Genomic DNA, 15,324 nt, shown 5'->3' with positions numbered 1-15,324 from the left:
ATTATCCCTGTTGACTGAAACGGTCTCCATATGGGTCGGGAATGCCGAGAATCGCAAGGGCCTTTGTTTCGAGCGCTTCCATTGCCTCGGCTTCGGCATCGCCGGTCTCGTGGTCGTGGCCGGCAAGGTGGAGCAGGCCGTGCAGGATCAGGTGAGTGGCGTGGTGCTCGACCGGCACGCCCTTTTCCGCCGCCTCGCGCGTGCAGGTTTCGCAAGCCAGCGCGAGGTCGCCCAGCATTTCCGGCGGTCCGTCGGGCGCGAGGTCGAGCAGGTCGTCGCGTTCCAGCATCGGGAAGGAGAGCACGTTGGTCGGCTTGTCCTTGGCCCGCCACTCGCGGTTGAGGACGTGGACTTCGGCGTCGCTGGTGAACAGCAGGCTGGCGAGCAGGCGCGGATGGTCGAGTTCCGGCGCGACGTCCACCAGCGCTTCGAGGGCGCGTTCCGCGAGGTCGGCCCAGTCGGTCGCGGCGTCCCAGGGTTCTTCGATGTCGATTTCGAGGTCCATGGCCGGGCTTTAACGCGGGGGGCGGGGAAGAGGAAGCGGGCTCTGCCTCCCCGCCGTCGTCCCGGGCCTGGCCCGGGACGACGGGGCGCTATTCCGCCTTGCCCTCGTAAGCCTCGACGATGCGCCCGACGATCGGGTGGCGCACCACGTCGGCCGCGGTGAAGCGCGTCACCGCGATGCCGTCGACGCCCTCGAGCCGGGCAACCGCGTCTGCCAGGCCGCTCATGCGCTCGCCGCCGGGGATGTCGATCTGCTTGGGATCGCCGCAGACCACCATGCGGCTGTTCTGGCCGAAGCGGGTGAGGAACATCTTCATCTGCTCGCGCGTGGTGTTCTGCGCCTCGTCGAGGATGACGAAGGCGTCGGCGAGCGTGCGGCCGCGCATGAAGGCGATCGGGGCGATCTCGATCTCGCCGTTGGCGAGGCGGCGTTCGACCTGTTCGGGCGGCATGCAGTCGTAGAGCGCATCGTAGAGCGGACGCAGGTACGGGTCCACCTTGTCCTTCATGTCGCCGGGCAGGAAGCCCAGCTTCTCGCCCGCTTCCACCGCCGGGCGCGAGAGGATCAGGCGCTGGACCGAGCCGGTCATCAACTGGCTGACCGCCTGCGCCACCGCCACGTAAGTCTTGCCGGTGCCGGCCGGGCCGAGCGCGAAGATCACGTCGGTGCGGGCGAGCGCCCGCATGTATTCGATCTGCGTCGCCGAGCGCGGCACGATCGTCTTCTTGCGCGTGCGGATCATGATCGGCGGTTCGCCGGCGTCGCCGGAGATGATGCCTTCGAGGGTGGGTTCGGAACTCATCGCTATCAGCGATTCGATCGCTCCGGCGTCGAGCGCCTGGCCCATCTCCAGCCGGTGATACATGCCCTTGAGGGTGTCGCGGGCGCGGGCGACGGAATCGTCGGGCCCTTCGATCTGGATCTTGTTGCCCCTGGCGGCGATGTAGACGCCGAGGCGGTTTTCCACCTGTACCAGGTTCGCATCGAACTGGCCGAACACGGCCCCCAGCAGCGTGGGTTCGTCGAATTCTATTTCGACACGCGCCCGACGGTGAGTCTCTGGGCGGAACTGCGCCGGATCAACGACGCGTGCTGCTTTGCGGGCCATGCGCTCCTTTCGAGTAGGATGCTTTCGTTATGCCTGGAAGATGGCTCCGCAAAGCCTTGCAGGCAAGGTGTTGCGGCTACGATTTTTTTCGCTTCGTCGGGGATAAATAGGCGGTTCGGCGCCAAAGCGGGCCAAATCGGTATTCCCGGCTGCAACTGTCGCAGGCCGCGACACTTATGTCCCCACGCTGCACGCGATGTTCCCGGGTCGTTCAGGAGCTTGTGGGCAGTTTCACGACCAGCAGACCGGCCCGGGTGTGATCGAGGCGCGGTCTCTGATGGAAGAAGAAAGAAGGAGAATGTCGATGCGCAAGTTCCTCACCGCCGCGATCGCCGCCAGCGTTGCGCTGCCCGCGCTGGCGGTTCCCACCATGGCCTCCGCCCAGAGCGCCCGCGAAGTGCGTGAAAGCGCCCGCGACTTGCGCGAGGACCGGCGCGACCTGCGCCAGGCCCAGCGCCACGGCGACCGCCACGACGTTCGCGAGGCCCGCCGCGACGTGCGCGATTCGCGCCAGGAACTGCGCGAGGACTGGCGCGACTATCGCCGCTCCAACCGCCAGGCGTTCAAGCGCCCGGCCTACGTCGGCCCGCGCGGCTACGCCTATCGCCCGGTCGCGGTCGGCCATCGCTTCGAGCGGTCGTACTACGGCGATCGCTACTGGGTGCGCGACTACAGCCGCTATCGCCTGCCCGCGCCGCGCGCCGGCCACCGCTGGGTCCGCTACGGCAACGACGTGGTGATGGTGAACGTGCGCACCGGCCGCGTGGTGAACGCATACAGCGGCTTCTTCTGGTAAGCCGGTTCGGACAAGTTCGGCCCGGATAGCTCGGGCAGACGACAGGCGGCCCCGCAGCGCGAGTTGCGGGGCCGCTTCGAGTCCGTGTCGTTCAAGCGGCGCCGGGCCACTGCCGATTCCGCTTGAAGCCGACACACTCCAGCGTGTCAGACCTCCGAGGCCAGCCAGTCGCGCAGCGCGGCGTTGACCGCTTCGGGCTGCTCCATCGTCGCCATGTGGCCGCAGCGGGGCACCTGGCGCAGCACCGCGCCGGGGATCGCGGCGGCCATGTCGCGCGCGTGCCGCGGGGACGTGGTCCGGTCCTCCGCTCCGACCAGGACGAGTGCGGGAACGGCCACTTGGGCGAGGGCCGGCAGCGAATCGCCCCGGCCGGCGATCGCCGCCTGCTGCCGCTCGAACGTGTCGATGCCCACCCGCAGCGCCATGGCGACGACCGCCTCGCCGATCGCCGGGTCGGCCTCGGGGTGGACCAGCAAGCCAAGGCTGCCGCGCAGTACCCTTTCGAACCCGCGCTCCCTGGCGGTACGAACCGCGGCGCGGCGAACCGCCGCATGATCGGGATCGTCGGCCCGCGCGCTGGTGTCGAGCAGGGCGAGGCGTGCCACCCGGCCGGGGGCGAGGCGCACGACTTCCATCGCCACACAGCCGCCCATCGAGAAGCCGGCGAGCGCGAAGCGTTCGGGCGCGGCATCGAGCAGGCGCCGGGCCATGGCGGCGATGCTGTCGTCGGCGAAGGTGTCGGCGACCGTCATGTCGGCCACATCCGACAGGCCGGCGATCTGTGCGCCCCAGACTTCGGCGTCGCAGGTCAGGCCGGGGACGAGCACCAGCGGTTGGCGCATGCTCACGCCGCCAGCATGGCGAGCGGCGTCGCGGCCAGGCTGTTGCCGCCGGCGCTGGTCAGCTCGACCGTCACGATCTGGCCGATCTGCGCCTCGCCGATGAAGTGCACCGACTGCAGCCAGGGCGACTTGCCCAGCCACTGCCCGGGCAGCTTGCCGCGGCGCTCGACCAGCACTTCGCAGGTCCGCCCCACCGAGGCGGCGTTGAAGGCGAGCTGGTCGCGGTTGAGCGCGGCCTGGAGGCGCTGCAGGCGATCGTCCATGACGGCCATCGGGACTTGCGCGTCCATGGTGGCGGCGGGCGTGCCGGGGCGGGGCGAATACTTGAAGCTGAAGCACTGCGCATAGCCGACCGCATCGACCACCCGCAGCGTATCCTCGAACTCGGCGTCGGTCTCGCCGGGGAAGCCTACGATGAAGTCTCCCGACAGCGCGATGTCGGGGCGCACCGCCCGCACCCGATCGAGCACCGCGAGGTAGCTTTCGACCGTGTGGCTGCGGTTCATCGCCTTGAGCACGCGGTCGTTGCCGGCCTGCACCGGCAAGTGCAGGAACGGCATGAGCTTGGCGATCTCGCCATGCGCATCGATCAGGCCCTGCGTCATGTCGTTGGGGTGGCTGGTGGTGTAGCGGATGCGCGCCAGGTCGGGGATCGCGGCGAGGTCGCGCATCAGCCCCTCGAGACCGACGGTCTGGCCTTTCGCGTTCTCGCCTGTCCAGGCGTTGACGTTCTGGCCCAGCAGCGAAATCTCGCGCGCGCCGCTCTCGACCAGCCGCTGCGCCTCGTCGACCAGTGCGGCGTAAGGCCGCGAGACTTCGGCGCCGCGCGTATAGGGCACCACGCAATAAGTGCAGAACTTGTCGCAGCCTTCCTGCACGGTGAGGAACGCGGTAGGGCCCGAGCGGCGACCTCCCTTGCCTCTGGCGGGCAGGGCGTCGAATTTCGTCTCGGCGGGCATGTCGGTATCGGTGACGCGGCGGCCTTCGCCGGCCTCGCGGATCATGGCGGGCAGGCGGTGGTAGGCCTGGGGTCCGACCACCATGCTCACTGCCGGCGCGCGGCGCATGATCTCCTCGCCCTCGGCCTGCGCGACGCAGCCGGCGACGGCGATCAGCGGGCTGGAGCCGTCGCCGCGGCGCAGGCGGCCGATGTCGGAATAGACCTTCTCGGCGGCCTTCTCGCGGATGTGGCAGGTATTCAGCACGACGAGATCGGCATCCTCGCCCTCGGGAGCGGGGGCGATGCCCTGTTCGGCCAGCAGTTCCGCCATGCGATCGCCGTCGTAGACGTTCATCTGGCAGCCGAAGCTCTTGACGCGGTAGGTCCGGGGAGTGGTGGTAGGCATGGCTTGGCCCGTTAGCCGAAATTCGCAGGATTTGACATAGGCGGATCATGCTCCGCCCTGTTGCGGAGCGATGGGGAGGGGGACCGCTGCGGGGTGAGGAATTTGGACCTGCCGGGCCGCGTGCCCCTCGTCCCTGCATCGCGCCCTGCATCGCGCCCTGCGGACGAAGATGTCACCTCGCCCCTGTTCCCCTTTGCCCGCACTTGGGCTATCCGCGCGCGTCATGAGCAAGACCGAAACCCTGTACGCCGCCTTCACCGGCCACCTCCACGCCGCGCTCGACGCGCTCGAGGCAGCGGGCACGCTGCCGGCAGGCCTCAAGCGAGGCGCGATCACGGTCGAGCCGCCGCGCGATACCTCGCATGGCGACCTGTCGACGAATGCGGCGATGGTGCTGGCCAAGCCCGCCGGGCTGAAGCCGCGCGACCTCGCCGAAGCGCTGGTGGCCGAACTGGGCAAGCTCGAACAGGTGACCTCGGCCGAGATCGCCGGCCCCGGCTTCATCAACTTGCGCCTGTCGGCCGCCACCTGGCTCGCCGAACTGCGCGCGATCGCGGTGCTGGGCGCCGACTACGGCCGCTCGACGATGGGCGGGGGCAGCACAGTCAACGTCGAATATGTCTCCGCAAACCCGACCGGGCCGATGCACATGGGCCACTGCCGTGGCGCGGTGGTGGGCGATGCGCTGGCGACGCTGCTCGAATATGCCGGGCACAAGGTCATCAAGGAATATTACGTCAACGATGCCGGCGGGCAGGTGCAGGTGCTCGCCCGCTCGGCGCACTTGCGGTATCGCGAGGCGCTCGGGCACGACGTCGGCGCGATACCCGAAGGCCTGTACCCGGGCGAATACCTGATTCCGGTCGGCCAGCAGCTCGCCGCCGAGTTCGGCGACGCCTACGCCGCCGCGCCCGAATCGGAATGGCTGGCGCTGTTCCAGGCCAAGGCCGTCGCCGCGATGCTGGCGATGATCAAGGACGACCTGGCGCTGCTGGGCATCCACCACGACCTGTTCTCGTCGGAGGCCGAACTCCAGGCCTCGGGCAAGCCCGACGAGGCGGAAGCGTGGCTGCGGTCGAAAGGGCTGGTCTACGACGGCGTGCTCGAGGCTCCCAAGGGCAAGACGCTCGACGACTGGGAAGCGGTGGAGCTGCCGCTGTTCCGCTCGACCCGGTTCGGCGACGATCAGGACCGCCCGATCAAGAAGTCCGACGGCACCTGGACCTACTTCGGCGCCGACCTGGCCTACCACTTCCAGAAGGCGCAGAACGCCGATGCGCTGGTCGACATCTGGGGCGCCGATCATGCCGGCACCGTCAAGCGCATCAAGGCCGCCGTTGCTGCCCTGACCAGCAAGGACGGCACCGGCGCGGACGGCGAGGCGACGCCGTTCGAGATCAAGCTGGTGCAGATGGTCCAGCTTTTGCGCAACGGCGAGCCGGTGAAGATGTCCAAGCGTTCGGGCAATTTCGTCACGCTGGCCGACGTGGTGAAGGAAGTGGGCAAGGACGTGGTGCGCTTCACCATGCTGACCCGCAAGCCCGAGGCGCAGATGGACTTCGACTTCGCCAAAGTGGTCGAAGCCTCGAAGGACAACCCGGTGTTCTACGTGCAGTACGCCAATGCCCGCGTCCACTCGACGCTGCGCAAGGGCTTGGCCGAAGGCGGTTTCACCCCGTCGCCCGACCACCTCGAGCTGCTCGGCGAGGAAGAGCTGGAACTGGTCAAGCTGGCCGCGCAGTTCCCCCGCATCGTCGAGGCCGCCGCCGCCGCGCGCGAGGCGCACCGCATCGCCTTCTTCCTCGGAGACCTTGCGGCCGCGTTCCATGGTTACTGGAACCTGGGCAACGACCGGGTGGAAAAGCGGTTTGTTAACGCGCAGGATGGTAATCTTACGAGCGCGCGGCTTTTCCTGGCGGCGCAGATCGGGCAACTTGTCCGCAACGGCCTGGCTTTGCTCGGCGTCGAGGCGGTGGAGGAAATGTAGGTTATGGCGGGCGCTGACGAGGGATATTTCCCCCGGCCGGAAAACAAGAATCCGGTCTTCGGCAAGGGAACCCGGGACGATCCCTTCTTCGAGCAACCGGGTCAGCCCGAAGGGGGCGAACTCGCGCTCGACGAAGGCGAGGTGCGGCTCCCGTGGCTCGAAGGCGACGACGAGGCGCTCGAGGACGAGAAGGGCGGCATCAGCCAGGGCCTGCTGCTGGGCCTGCTCGGCGTCGTCGCGCTCGGCCTCATCGCGGCGGCCGTGATCTGGGTGGTGAACAGTCGCCCCGAGCAGCCGCTGGTCGCCGATGGCGGCGTGATCGCCGCGCCCAAGGAGCCCTACAAGGTCAGGCCCGAGAACCCGGGCGGCGAAGTCGTCGCCGGCACCGGGGACACCAGCTTCGAAGTCGCCGAGGGCCAGTCGCGCAGCCCGCAGATCGATGGCCGCGCGCAGACGCCGGGGCCGGGCTTCGAGACCGTGGCCCCGCCTTCGGCCAAGCCCTCGTCCGCCGCGGCGGCGCCCGCGGCTGCGCCGGTGAGCGGCGTCGGCGTCCAGGTCGGAGCCTATGCCTCGCGCGAACAGGCGGAAGCAGGCTGGGTCACGCTCAAGTCGCAGTACGAGGCGCTGGCCGCGATGAACCATCGCATCGTCCAGGGCCAGGCCGACATCGGCACCGTCTATCGCCTCCAGGCCGTTCCCGGCGACGCTGCGGCGGCACGGGGCCTGTGCTCGGGCATGAAGGCCGCGGGCCTGAGCTGCCAGGTGAAGAACTGAGCAAAGGGGGCCGGTGTCGCATCGGCCCGTTCATCTTGGATACCGTCACCATCCCGGGCTGACGATCACGCCGTCAGGATGCGATCCAGTGCCAGCCGGAACTTGAGCATGTCCTCCCCCGAACCCACGGTGATTCGCGACATCCTGGGATAGGCTGTCCACGAGCGGCCGATCTGCACGCCCTGGTCGAGGAAGGCGGCGGTCATCGCCTGGGGCGTGGCGGTCTTCCATTCGACCATGAACATGTTGGCGTGGCTGCCGGGCAGCGTCCTGAGCCCGCGTCGCGCCAGGTAGGCCAGCGTCTCCTCGCGCACGGCGACCATCTGCGCGCGCCGGGCCGCGATCTCGTCCGCGAGCGGGAGCGAGGCGGTGCCGCACGCCACCGCCGTCATCGGCAGCATCTCGGTAACCAGCGGACCATCATAGCGCATCATCCGGTCGTGCAGCGCCTTCGATGCGATGGTCAGCCCGAGGCGCATGCCGGCCATGCCGAACAGCTTGGAGAACGTGCGCATCACGATCACGTCGTCGCGCGTGGCGGCGAGCCGGGCGGCGCTGGGCGTGCCGGCGAAATGGATATAGGCCTCGTCCACCAGCAGCACCGAATCCCGCGGCTTGTTCTCGGCCAGCCAGGCGATGTCCTCCGGCGGGGTCAGGGTGCCGGTGGGGTTGTTGGGGCTGCACACATAATAGAGGCCCGCGTTCGGATCGGCCGCGAGCATCGCGCGCACGTCGTGGCGATAGTCGGGCGTCAGCGGGACTTTCGACACTTTCGCACCGAGCCAGGCGCCGGTCTGCCAGATCGGCTCGAACGTGGGATCGGCGGTGACGATGCCGCGCGTCGGCGAGGCGAACGTCACGGCGCTGCGCAGGAACGGATCGCTCGACCCGGGCCAGGCGGTCACGCGGTCGGCAGGCACGCCTTCGACCGCGGCGACGGCGGCGAACAGCTTGGCGCGATCGTCGTCGGGTTCGTAGCGGTTGCCTTGCGCAACGGCGCGCATGGCTGCCGCGGCACCGGCGGCGAAGGGTCCGGTCCAGCATTCGTTGCTGTCGAGCCGGACCGCGCCCGCCACCGCGCGCGGCGCCTGGGCAAAGGCCGGAGCGACCCGGGACGCCGCCACGCCGCCGCCCAGCAGCGCCGCGATGCGGCCGAAGTCGCGCCGTCGATACCCGCGCGAGACGAGGTCGTCGGTCAATCCGTTGCTGTCGAAGGGGCTCGCGATGCGTGTGTGCTGCTGGTCGATCTCGCTCACGGCCGCATCCTTTTCCTAAGGTGCCGCCATAATGCACCAGGAATCGCGGGGAGCAAGGGGGCTGCTCGGGGGAGATGCCCCGGGCAGCCCTCTAGGCGTCAGACGTCGAGGTTGGCGACGTTGAGGGCATTTTCCTGGATGAAGTCGCGGCGCGGCTCGACGATGTCGCCCATCAGGCGGGTGAAGATCTCGTCGGTGACGTCCGCATCCTCGACCTTGACCTGCAGCAGGATGCGGTTGTCGGGATCGAGCGTGGTTTCCCAGAGCTGCTCGGCGTTCATTTCGCCAAGGCCCTTGTAGCGGGAGATCGCCAGGCCCTTGCGGCCTGCGGCAAGCACCAGTTCGAGCAGGCGGCTGGGGCGGGTGATCGCCTCGTCGGCCTTGGTCGGCCGGGCAGCGACCACTTCGGTCGCATCGTCCTCGCCGGCTTCCGCAGCTTCGGGCTCGGGCGTTTCGGCGACGGCACCGGCGCGCACGAAACGGGCGCTCCCGGCGTAGACTTCGGCATTCTCGGCCGCCAGCTTCGCCAGCTTGCGGGATTCGGCGCTGGTCAGGAACGAGGCCTCGATCTTGTGGTTGTCGGTGACCCCGCGCCACACGCGGTCGATCTCGACGTTGCCTTCGTCGGTGAGGGCGGCGCTCCAGCGCGCCTCGGTGTCGCCGCGCTGCAGCCATTCGGCGGCGGCGGTGAGCGCGGCGCGGCGGGCGGCTGCGTCGAGGTCGGGCTCGAGCGCGCCGGATAGCGCCAGCGCCTCGATCAGCACCGGGTCGTAGCGGCGCGGCACGAAGGCCATCAGGTTGCGCAGGCGGATCGCGTGCTCGACGAGGCTTTCCAGGTCCTTGCCCGAACGCGCGCCTTCCGACGTCTCCAGCACGCGGCCGTTGAGCCCGCCTTCGACGAGGTAGCGGTCGAGCGCGGCGTTGTCCTTGAGGTAGACTTCCGAACGGCCCTTGGCGACCTTGTAGAGCGGCGGCTGGGCGATGAAGAGATGGCCCGAGCGGATGATGTCGGGCATCTGGCGGTGGAAGAACGTCAGCAGCAGGGTGCGGATGTGCGCACCGTCGACGTCTGCGTCGGTCATGATGACGATCTTGTGGTAGCGCAGCTTGTCGAGGTTGAAGTCGTCGCGGATGCCGGTGCCCATCGCCTGGATCAGCGTGCCGACTTCCTTGGACGAGATGATGCGGTCGAACCGCGCACGCTCGACGTTGAGGATCTTGCCCTTGAGCGGCAGGATCGCCTGCGTCTTGCGGTCGCGACCCTGCTTGGCGGAGCCGCCTGCCGAATCACCCTCGACCAGGAACAGTTCGCATTTGGAGGGGTCACGCTCTTGGCAGTCGGCCAGCTTGCCGGGGAGCGAGGCGATGTCCATCGCGCCCTTGCGGCGGGTGAGTTCGCGGGCGCGCTTGGCGGCTTCGCGGGCGGCGGCGGCGTCGATGATCTTCTGGACGATCGACTTGGCGTGGCCGGGGTTTTCCTCCAGCCACTCGTTCATCCGGTCGGCCATGAGGCTTTCCAGCGGCTGGCGCACTTCCGAGCTGACCAGCTTGTCCTTGGTCTGCGACGAGAACTTGGGATCGGGCAGCTTGACCGAGACGATCGCGGTCAGCCCTTCGCGCATGTCGTCGCCGGTGAGCGTGACCTTCTCCTTCTTGAGGAGGCCGGTCTTCTCCGAATAGTTGTTCAGCGTACGGGTCAGCGCGGCGCGGAAGGCGGCGAGGTGGGTGCCGCCGTCCCGCTGCGGGATGTTGTTGGTGAAGCACAGGACGTTTTCGTAGTACGAATCGTTCCACTCCAGCGCCACGTCGATGCCCACGCCGTCCCGCTCGGACGAGATCGCGATCGGCTCTGCCAGCAACGCGGTCTTGTTGCGGTCGAGGTACTTCACGAAGGCGGCGATACCGCCTTCGTAGAACAGGTCGTGTTCCTTGACTTCCTCGTGGCGCTTGTCGCGCAGGAGGATGCGCACGCCCGAGTTGAGGAACGCGAGTTCGCGGTAGCGGTGCTCCAGCTTGTCGAAGTCGAACTCGAGGACGTTCTTGAACGTGTCGTTCGACGCGAGGAAGGTCACGCGGGTGCCCTTCTTGAAGCCGTTGGCGTCAGGGTTCTGCTCGACCTTGGGAGCGGGGCCGGTGACGACGAGCGGCGACACGGCATCGCCGTGCGCGAACTTCATCCAGTGCTCCTCGCCGTCGCGCCAGATCTTCAGTTCCAGCCATTCGGACAGGGCGTTGACGACCGAGACGCCGACGCCGTGGAGGCCGCCCGAGACCTTGTAGGCGTTGTCGTCCGAGGTGTTCTCGAACTTACCGCCCGCGTGGAGCTGGGTCATGATGACTTCGGCGGCGGAGACGCCTTCCTCGGCATGGATGCCGGTGGGAATGCCGCGCCCGTTGTCCTCGACCGAAACGGAGCCATCGGGATTGAGTTCGATCAGCACCAGGTCGCAGTGACCGGCGAGCGCCTCGTCGATGGCGTTGTCGGAAACTTCGAAGACCATGTGGTGCAGGCCCGAACCGTCGTCGGTGTCGCCGATGTACATGCCGGGCCGCTTGCGGACCGCATCGAGGCCCTTGAGCACCTTGATCGAATCGGCGCCGTAGGCGTTCTGGTTCTTGCCGTTCTGGGGATCGCTAGACATGCCGAGCATATAGGGTTTGCGCCGCCGTAACCCAAGCGAAACCGGCGTGGGAGCGGGGGTTTTCCACAAGGGTGGCCGTGGGCGCGCGCTTGGCCTTTCGCACCCGTGCGGTGGCGGGCGCCGAACGCTCTCGATTGTATCCAGATTACAACCGATTCGGATCGTTTTGCCGCGCCTGCGGTGCCGGTTGTCCCAAAACGAGTCCGGCGATGCGTCCTGGGTGATAGCCCGCGCATTCGCGACGCAGGTTTCACCATAAAAGATGCGGGACGACGATTAGTGACCGATCACCAGGCCCATCTCTGGGGCATCAAGGCCGCGCAGGAAGGCATACCGATCTCCTGCAACCCCTACCGCAACCCACAGTCCCGCGCGGCCTGGGAGGCGGGGCACCGCAAGGACATCTTCGCACCCCACGCCCATCGCGCCGCCTGGACGCTGGACTGACGATGCTTCCGGGGTGACGAGCCGGCCATCGTCGCCGGCGTGACCATAAAGGCGGCCGACGGAATGACAAAAGCCCCGTCATCCCGGCGAAGGCCGCGACCCAGCCGGCAAAAACCGCCGCGAAGCGCCCGCTACAATGCAAAAGGGCGGCCTCGCGGCCGCCCTTCTCGTGGGTTTCGGTTCCCCCTGACGGCCCGTGCCAGGCACATGGTCCGGGCCCTGTCAGGTGCCTGAAATCAGGCGAGGGTCAGCGCGAAGGCCAGGGCGCTGGCGCCCAGGGCTGCGGCAAAACCGAACGTCCGGTGGACGATGGTCATTGGTAAGCTCCTGCAAACATCTTTATCGTTTTATCGCATGCACTGCACTGTTGGGCGCTCATGCTGCAAGGCGGCAAATAGGCCTGCCCAAAAATTACGCAAATTCAAAAGTAACAATCTTGCTTGCATGTTTTGCAACTGAGCGATGCCTGCAGAGCAAGGTTATACGGGCGCACGCCTCCGGAATTCGCAAATTCCCTGCTTTTCGCCGCGCTGGCAAATTCCGCAACTCGTGCCGTTCCGCGACGACTTCGCGCCTTGCAAGGCGCAGGCATCCCTTGCTGCACGCGCGAAGTGATTAAATTTTAGGCAATGCAATTCGATGGCCGCCGCCAGGGTTTGAAATATTCGTTCGCTGCCATGGCTCCGAGCGCCCGTTTCCGGAGGTTTGGCGCGAAAGCGGCGGGCGTTTTCGTCATCGCCGGGGCTGGACAGAAAACGCGCGCGAGACTAGTGGCCCGCCATGAATATCCAGTCCTCCGAATCCGTCCTGATCGTCGATTTCGGCAGCCAGGTGACCCAGCTCATCGCGCGCCGCGTGCGCGAAGCCGGCGTCTACTCCGAGATCGCCCCTTTCAATGCCGCCGAGGAAGCGTTCAAGCGCATGAACCCGGTGGGCGTGATCCTGTCGGGCTCGCCTGCCTCGGTGCTCGACGAGAAGGGCCCGCGCATCCCTGACGCGATCCTCGACAGCGGCCGCCCGATCCTGGGCATCTGCTACGGCCAGCAGTCGCTGATGCACCAGTTGGGCGGCGAAGTGACCGGCGGCGATTCGGGTGAGTTCGGCCGCGCCTTCATCGAGATCGAGGACGAGTGTGCGCTGTTCAACGGCCTGTGGAAGGTCGGCGAGACGCACCAGGTCTGGATGAGCCACGGCGACAAGGTGACCAGCCTGGCCCCGGGTTTCCGCCCGGTCGCCTCCAGCCCGGGCGCGCCCTTCGCGGTGATCGCCAACGACGAGAAGCGCATCTACGCTATGCAGTTCCACCCCGAGGTGGTCCACACCCCCGACGGTGGCAAGCTGCTCAAGAACTTCGTGCGCCACGTCTGCGGCATGGCCGGCGACTGGACGATGGCGGAGTTCCGCAAGACCAAGATCGAGGAAATCCGCGCCCAGGTCGGTGACCAGCGCGTGCTGTGCGGCCTTTCGGGCGGCGTCGATTCGGCGGTGGCGGCGGTGCTCATCCACGAGGCGATCGGCGACCAGCTCACGTGCGTCTTCGTCGACCACGGATTGCTGCGCATGGGCGAGGCCGAGCAGGTCGTCTCGCTGTTCCGCGGCCACTACCACATCCCGCTCGTCCACGTCGACGCATCGACCCTGTTCCTCAAGGGCCTCGAAGGCGTCACCGATCCCGAGGCCAAGCGCAAGTTCATCGGCAAGACCTTCATCGACGTCTTCGAGGACGAGGCGAAGAAGATCGGCGGCGCGCAGTTCCTGGCCCAGGGCACGCTCTACCCCGACGTGATCGAATCGGTCAGCTTCACCGGCGGCCCTTCCGTGACGATCAAGAGCCACCACAACGTCGGCGGCCTGCCAGAGCGCATGGACATGAAGCTGGTCGAGCCGCTTCGCGAACTGTTCAAGGACGAAGTGCGCGAACTCGGCCGCGAACTGGGGCTCCCGGATGTCTTCGTGGGACGCCATCCGTTCCCGGGGCCGGGCCTTGCGATCCGCATCCCCGGCGAAGTCAGCCGCGAGCGTTGCGACATCCTGCGCAAGGCTGATGCGATCTATCTCGAGGAAATCCGCAATGCGGGGCTCTACGACGCGATCTGGCAGGCCTTCGCGGTGCTGCTGCCGGTCAAGACCGTGGGCGTCATGGGCGACAGCCGCACTTACGATTCGGTCTGCGGCCTGCGCGCCGTCACCTCGACCGATGGCATGACCGCGGACATCTACCCCTTCGACGCCGGGTTCCTCAGCCGCGTGGCGACCCGCATCATCAACGAGGTCAAGGGCATCAACCGCGTGGTCTACGACTACACCAGCAAGCCGCCCGGCACGATCGAGTGGGAGTGATTTAGCCCCCTCCAGAGCGGACCGGGACTACGTCGCTATTTGACGCAAGTATTTGATAATAAACATTTTTATTGCAGAGACATTCAACGACATTCGGTAGGAAGCGTTCGATCCGTCGCGCGATCTGACGGTATCGCCCCCTTTTGTCATGGCCACGATCGCCGTTACCGTCAGGGATGCGACAGCCCCTGACGGTAATTACCTCCGCCTACGCCACGGGAAACAGTCGGCAACGGCGGCGGTATTTTGCGATCCCGCCAAAGTATGCTTCAATTCCGCCACACAGATAAGAATCGTTCGCAATATGACGGGCCGACCTGCAGGGTATCGGGAGCGATGTTGTGCGAGCCGGAATGGAATCGGATATGCGGGAGATCAACGGCGGAGAGGTCTTCGACCCTGAGGAGGTGCCGCGCGCGGTCTCCGCGGTCGGCATGGACCTTGTAACCGAAGGTTTCGAACAGCCGCCCCATACGCACCGCAAGGCGCAGCTTATTCTGGCTGCCCGCGGCCTGATTACCTGCGAGGTTGCCAAGGGGCTCTGGATGGTGCCGCCGCAATGCGCCCTTTGGATTCCAGGCGGGATGGAGCATAGCGTGCGCGCCGTCGGCGAGGTCGAACTCTATGTGCTGTTCGTCGACCCGAAAATCGCGCCCGAACTGCCGACCGAGTGCTGCACGGTCTCGATCTCACCCCTGTTGCGAGAATTGGTGATCGGTGTCGCAAACCTGCCAACGCTATACGATCGCGACGGTCCGCCCGGGCGGCTGATCCATACGATGCTCGACGAACTGCAGGTCGCGCCGGTTGAGCATCTCCATCTGCCGATGCCGACCGACACGCGGCTGCGCAAGATTGCCGACGCGCTCGATGCCGATCCTTCGGATCGGGCGACGATCGGCGAATGGGCGCAAAGGGTGGCGATGAGCGAACGGACGCTGTTCCGGCTCATTCTCCGGGAGACGGGGATGAGCTTCGGCCGCTGGCGCCAGCAGTTCCAGATCCTGGTGGCGCTGGAGCGCCTCGCCGCCGGTGACGCCGTGCAGGCGGTGGCGTTCGACCTCGGGTATGAGAGCGCCAGTTCCTTCATTACGATGTTCAAGAAGGCGCTTGGCCAGCCACCGGGTCGATATATCGCCTCCCGGCATACCCCAACCGCCGCAGCGCCGACGGGCGCGACAAAGAACTCTCCGGCCCGACACATTCCGCAAGCGGGACCATCGATCGCGATAGTCCCCAATGGGGGCGCCAGGATTTGCGAAGGGCGAACTGAATAGTCAC

The 15,324-nt window shown here is 67.0% G+C and carries 12 protein-coding genes; 6 read left to right on the top strand and 6 right to left on the bottom strand.

What is annotated here, in order from left to right; all coding sequences use genetic code 11:
- Position 1: 1 nt before the first annotated feature.
- Positions 2-505 carry an rRNA maturation RNase YbeY gene (gene ybeY / locus ACFFDA_RS20510; RefSeq protein ID WP_404482621.1) on the bottom strand — a complete coding sequence of 168 codons (504 nt, stop codon included), beginning with the start codon at positions 503-505 and terminating at the stop codon, positions 2-4.
- A gap of 88 nt (positions 506-593) precedes the next feature.
- A complete protein-coding gene (locus ACFFDA_RS20505) occupies positions 594-1,613 on the bottom strand; it encodes a PhoH family protein (RefSeq protein WP_404482619.1) in 1,020 nt (339 codons plus the stop codon).
- 304 nt (positions 1,614-1,917) lie between these two features.
- Between ACFFDA_RS20505 and ACFFDA_RS20500 the strand changes: the two genes are divergently transcribed.
- A complete protein-coding gene (locus ACFFDA_RS20500; protein WP_404482618.1) occupies positions 1,918-2,409 on the top strand; it encodes an RcnB family protein in 492 nt (163 codons plus the stop codon).
- Positions 2,410-2,555: 146 nt separating this feature from the next.
- On the opposite strand, the gene ACFFDA_RS20495 is transcribed toward ACFFDA_RS20500, so the two are convergent.
- Positions 2,556-3,251 carry an alpha/beta fold hydrolase gene (locus tag ACFFDA_RS20495; protein ID WP_404482617.1) on the bottom strand — a complete coding sequence of 232 codons (696 nt, stop codon included), beginning with the start codon at positions 3,249-3,251 and terminating at the stop codon, positions 2,556-2,558.
- 2 nt (positions 3,252-3,253) lie between these two features.
- A complete protein-coding gene (miaB, locus tag ACFFDA_RS20490; protein ID WP_404482615.1) occupies positions 3,254-4,597 on the bottom strand; it encodes a tRNA (N6-isopentenyl adenosine(37)-C2)-methylthiotransferase MiaB in 1,344 nt (447 codons plus the stop codon).
- A 223-nt stretch (positions 4,598-4,820) separates the two neighbouring features.
- On the opposite strand from miaB, the gene argS reads away from it, so the two are divergent.
- Entirely contained in the window at positions 4,821-6,584 is a 1,764-nt protein-coding gene (argS, locus tag ACFFDA_RS20485) for an arginine--tRNA ligase (protein WP_404482613.1), read from the top strand.
- A 3-nt stretch (positions 6,585-6,587) separates the two neighbouring features.
- Complete coding sequence (locus tag ACFFDA_RS20480; protein ID WP_404482611.1) at positions 6,588-7,358, top strand: SPOR domain-containing protein; 771 nt, start codon at positions 6,588-6,590, stop codon at positions 7,356-7,358.
- A gap of 65 nt (positions 7,359-7,423) precedes the next feature.
- Here ACFFDA_RS20480 and ACFFDA_RS20475 read toward each other — a convergent pair whose 3' ends face one another.
- Both ACFFDA_RS20475 and gyrB read right to left on the bottom strand, forming a co-directional pair.
- On the bottom strand, positions 7,424-8,605 hold the full coding sequence (locus ACFFDA_RS20475; RefSeq protein ID WP_404482813.1) for a pyridoxal phosphate-dependent aminotransferase: 1,182 nt from the start codon (positions 8,603-8,605) through the stop codon (positions 7,424-7,426).
- A gap of 107 nt (positions 8,606-8,712) precedes the next feature.
- On the bottom strand, positions 8,713-11,256 hold the full coding sequence (gene gyrB, locus ACFFDA_RS20470) for a DNA topoisomerase (ATP-hydrolyzing) subunit B (RefSeq protein WP_404482811.1): 2,544 nt from the start codon (positions 11,254-11,256) through the stop codon (positions 8,713-8,715).
- Between the two features lie 279 nt (positions 11,257-11,535).
- Here gyrB and ACFFDA_RS20465 point away from each other — a divergent pair, with 279 nt between their 5' ends.
- The 3 genes from ACFFDA_RS20465 to ACFFDA_RS20455 all read left to right on the top strand — a co-directional run bounded on the left by ACFFDA_RS20465 (position 11,536) and on the right by ACFFDA_RS20455 (position 15,320).
- Positions 11,536-11,703 carry a hypothetical protein gene (locus ACFFDA_RS20465; RefSeq protein WP_404482609.1) on the top strand — a complete coding sequence of 56 codons (168 nt, stop codon included), beginning with the start codon at positions 11,536-11,538 and terminating at the stop codon, positions 11,701-11,703.
- Positions 11,704-12,483: 780 nt separating this feature from the next.
- On the top strand, positions 12,484-14,043 hold the full coding sequence (guaA, locus tag ACFFDA_RS20460; RefSeq protein ID WP_404482608.1) for a glutamine-hydrolyzing GMP synthase: 1,560 nt from the start codon (positions 12,484-12,486) through the stop codon (positions 14,041-14,043).
- A gap of 365 nt (positions 14,044-14,408) precedes the next feature.
- On the top strand, positions 14,409-15,320 hold the full coding sequence (locus ACFFDA_RS20455; protein ID WP_404482607.1) for an AraC family transcriptional regulator: 912 nt from the start codon (positions 14,409-14,411) through the stop codon (positions 15,318-15,320).
- The last annotated feature ends 4 nt before the right edge of the window (positions 15,321-15,324 follow it).

It is taken from the genome of Novosphingobium sp. BL-52-GroH (assembly GCF_044813085.1).
Lineage (GTDB): Bacteria > Pseudomonadota > Alphaproteobacteria > Sphingomonadales > Sphingomonadaceae > Novosphingobium.
This window is presented reverse-complemented; position numbering and strand designations above follow the sequence as displayed.

Coding starts and splice junctions, on each gene's coding strand:
- ybeY (WP_404482621.1), bottom strand. CDS start 505: ATGGACCTCGAAATCGACATCGAAGAACCCTGGGACGCCGCGACCGAC.
- ACFFDA_RS20480 (WP_404482611.1), top strand. CDS start 6,588: ATGGCGGGCGCTGACGAGGGATATTTCCCCCGGCCGGAAAACAAGAAT.
- gyrB (WP_404482811.1), bottom strand. CDS start 11,256: ATGTCTAGCGATCCCCAGAACGGCAAGAACCAGAACGCCTACGGCGCC.
- guaA (WP_404482608.1), top strand. CDS start 12,484: ATGAATATCCAGTCCTCCGAATCCGTCCTGATCGTCGATTTCGGCAGC.
- argS (WP_404482613.1), top strand. CDS start 4,821: ATGAGCAAGACCGAAACCCTGTACGCCGCCTTCACCGGCCACCTCCAC.
- ACFFDA_RS20495 (WP_404482617.1), bottom strand. CDS start 3,251: ATGCGCCAACCGCTGGTGCTCGTCCCCGGCCTGACCTGCGACGCCGAA.
- ACFFDA_RS20500 (WP_404482618.1), top strand. CDS start 1,918: ATGCGCAAGTTCCTCACCGCCGCGATCGCCGCCAGCGTTGCGCTGCCC.
- ACFFDA_RS20505 (WP_404482619.1), bottom strand. CDS start 1,613: ATGGCCCGCAAAGCAGCACGCGTCGTTGATCCGGCGCAGTTCCGCCCA.
- ACFFDA_RS20455 (WP_404482607.1), top strand. CDS start 14,409: ATGCGGGAGATCAACGGCGGAGAGGTCTTCGACCCTGAGGAGGTGCCG.
- miaB (WP_404482615.1), bottom strand. CDS start 4,597: ATGCCTACCACCACTCCCCGGACCTACCGCGTCAAGAGCTTCGGCTGC.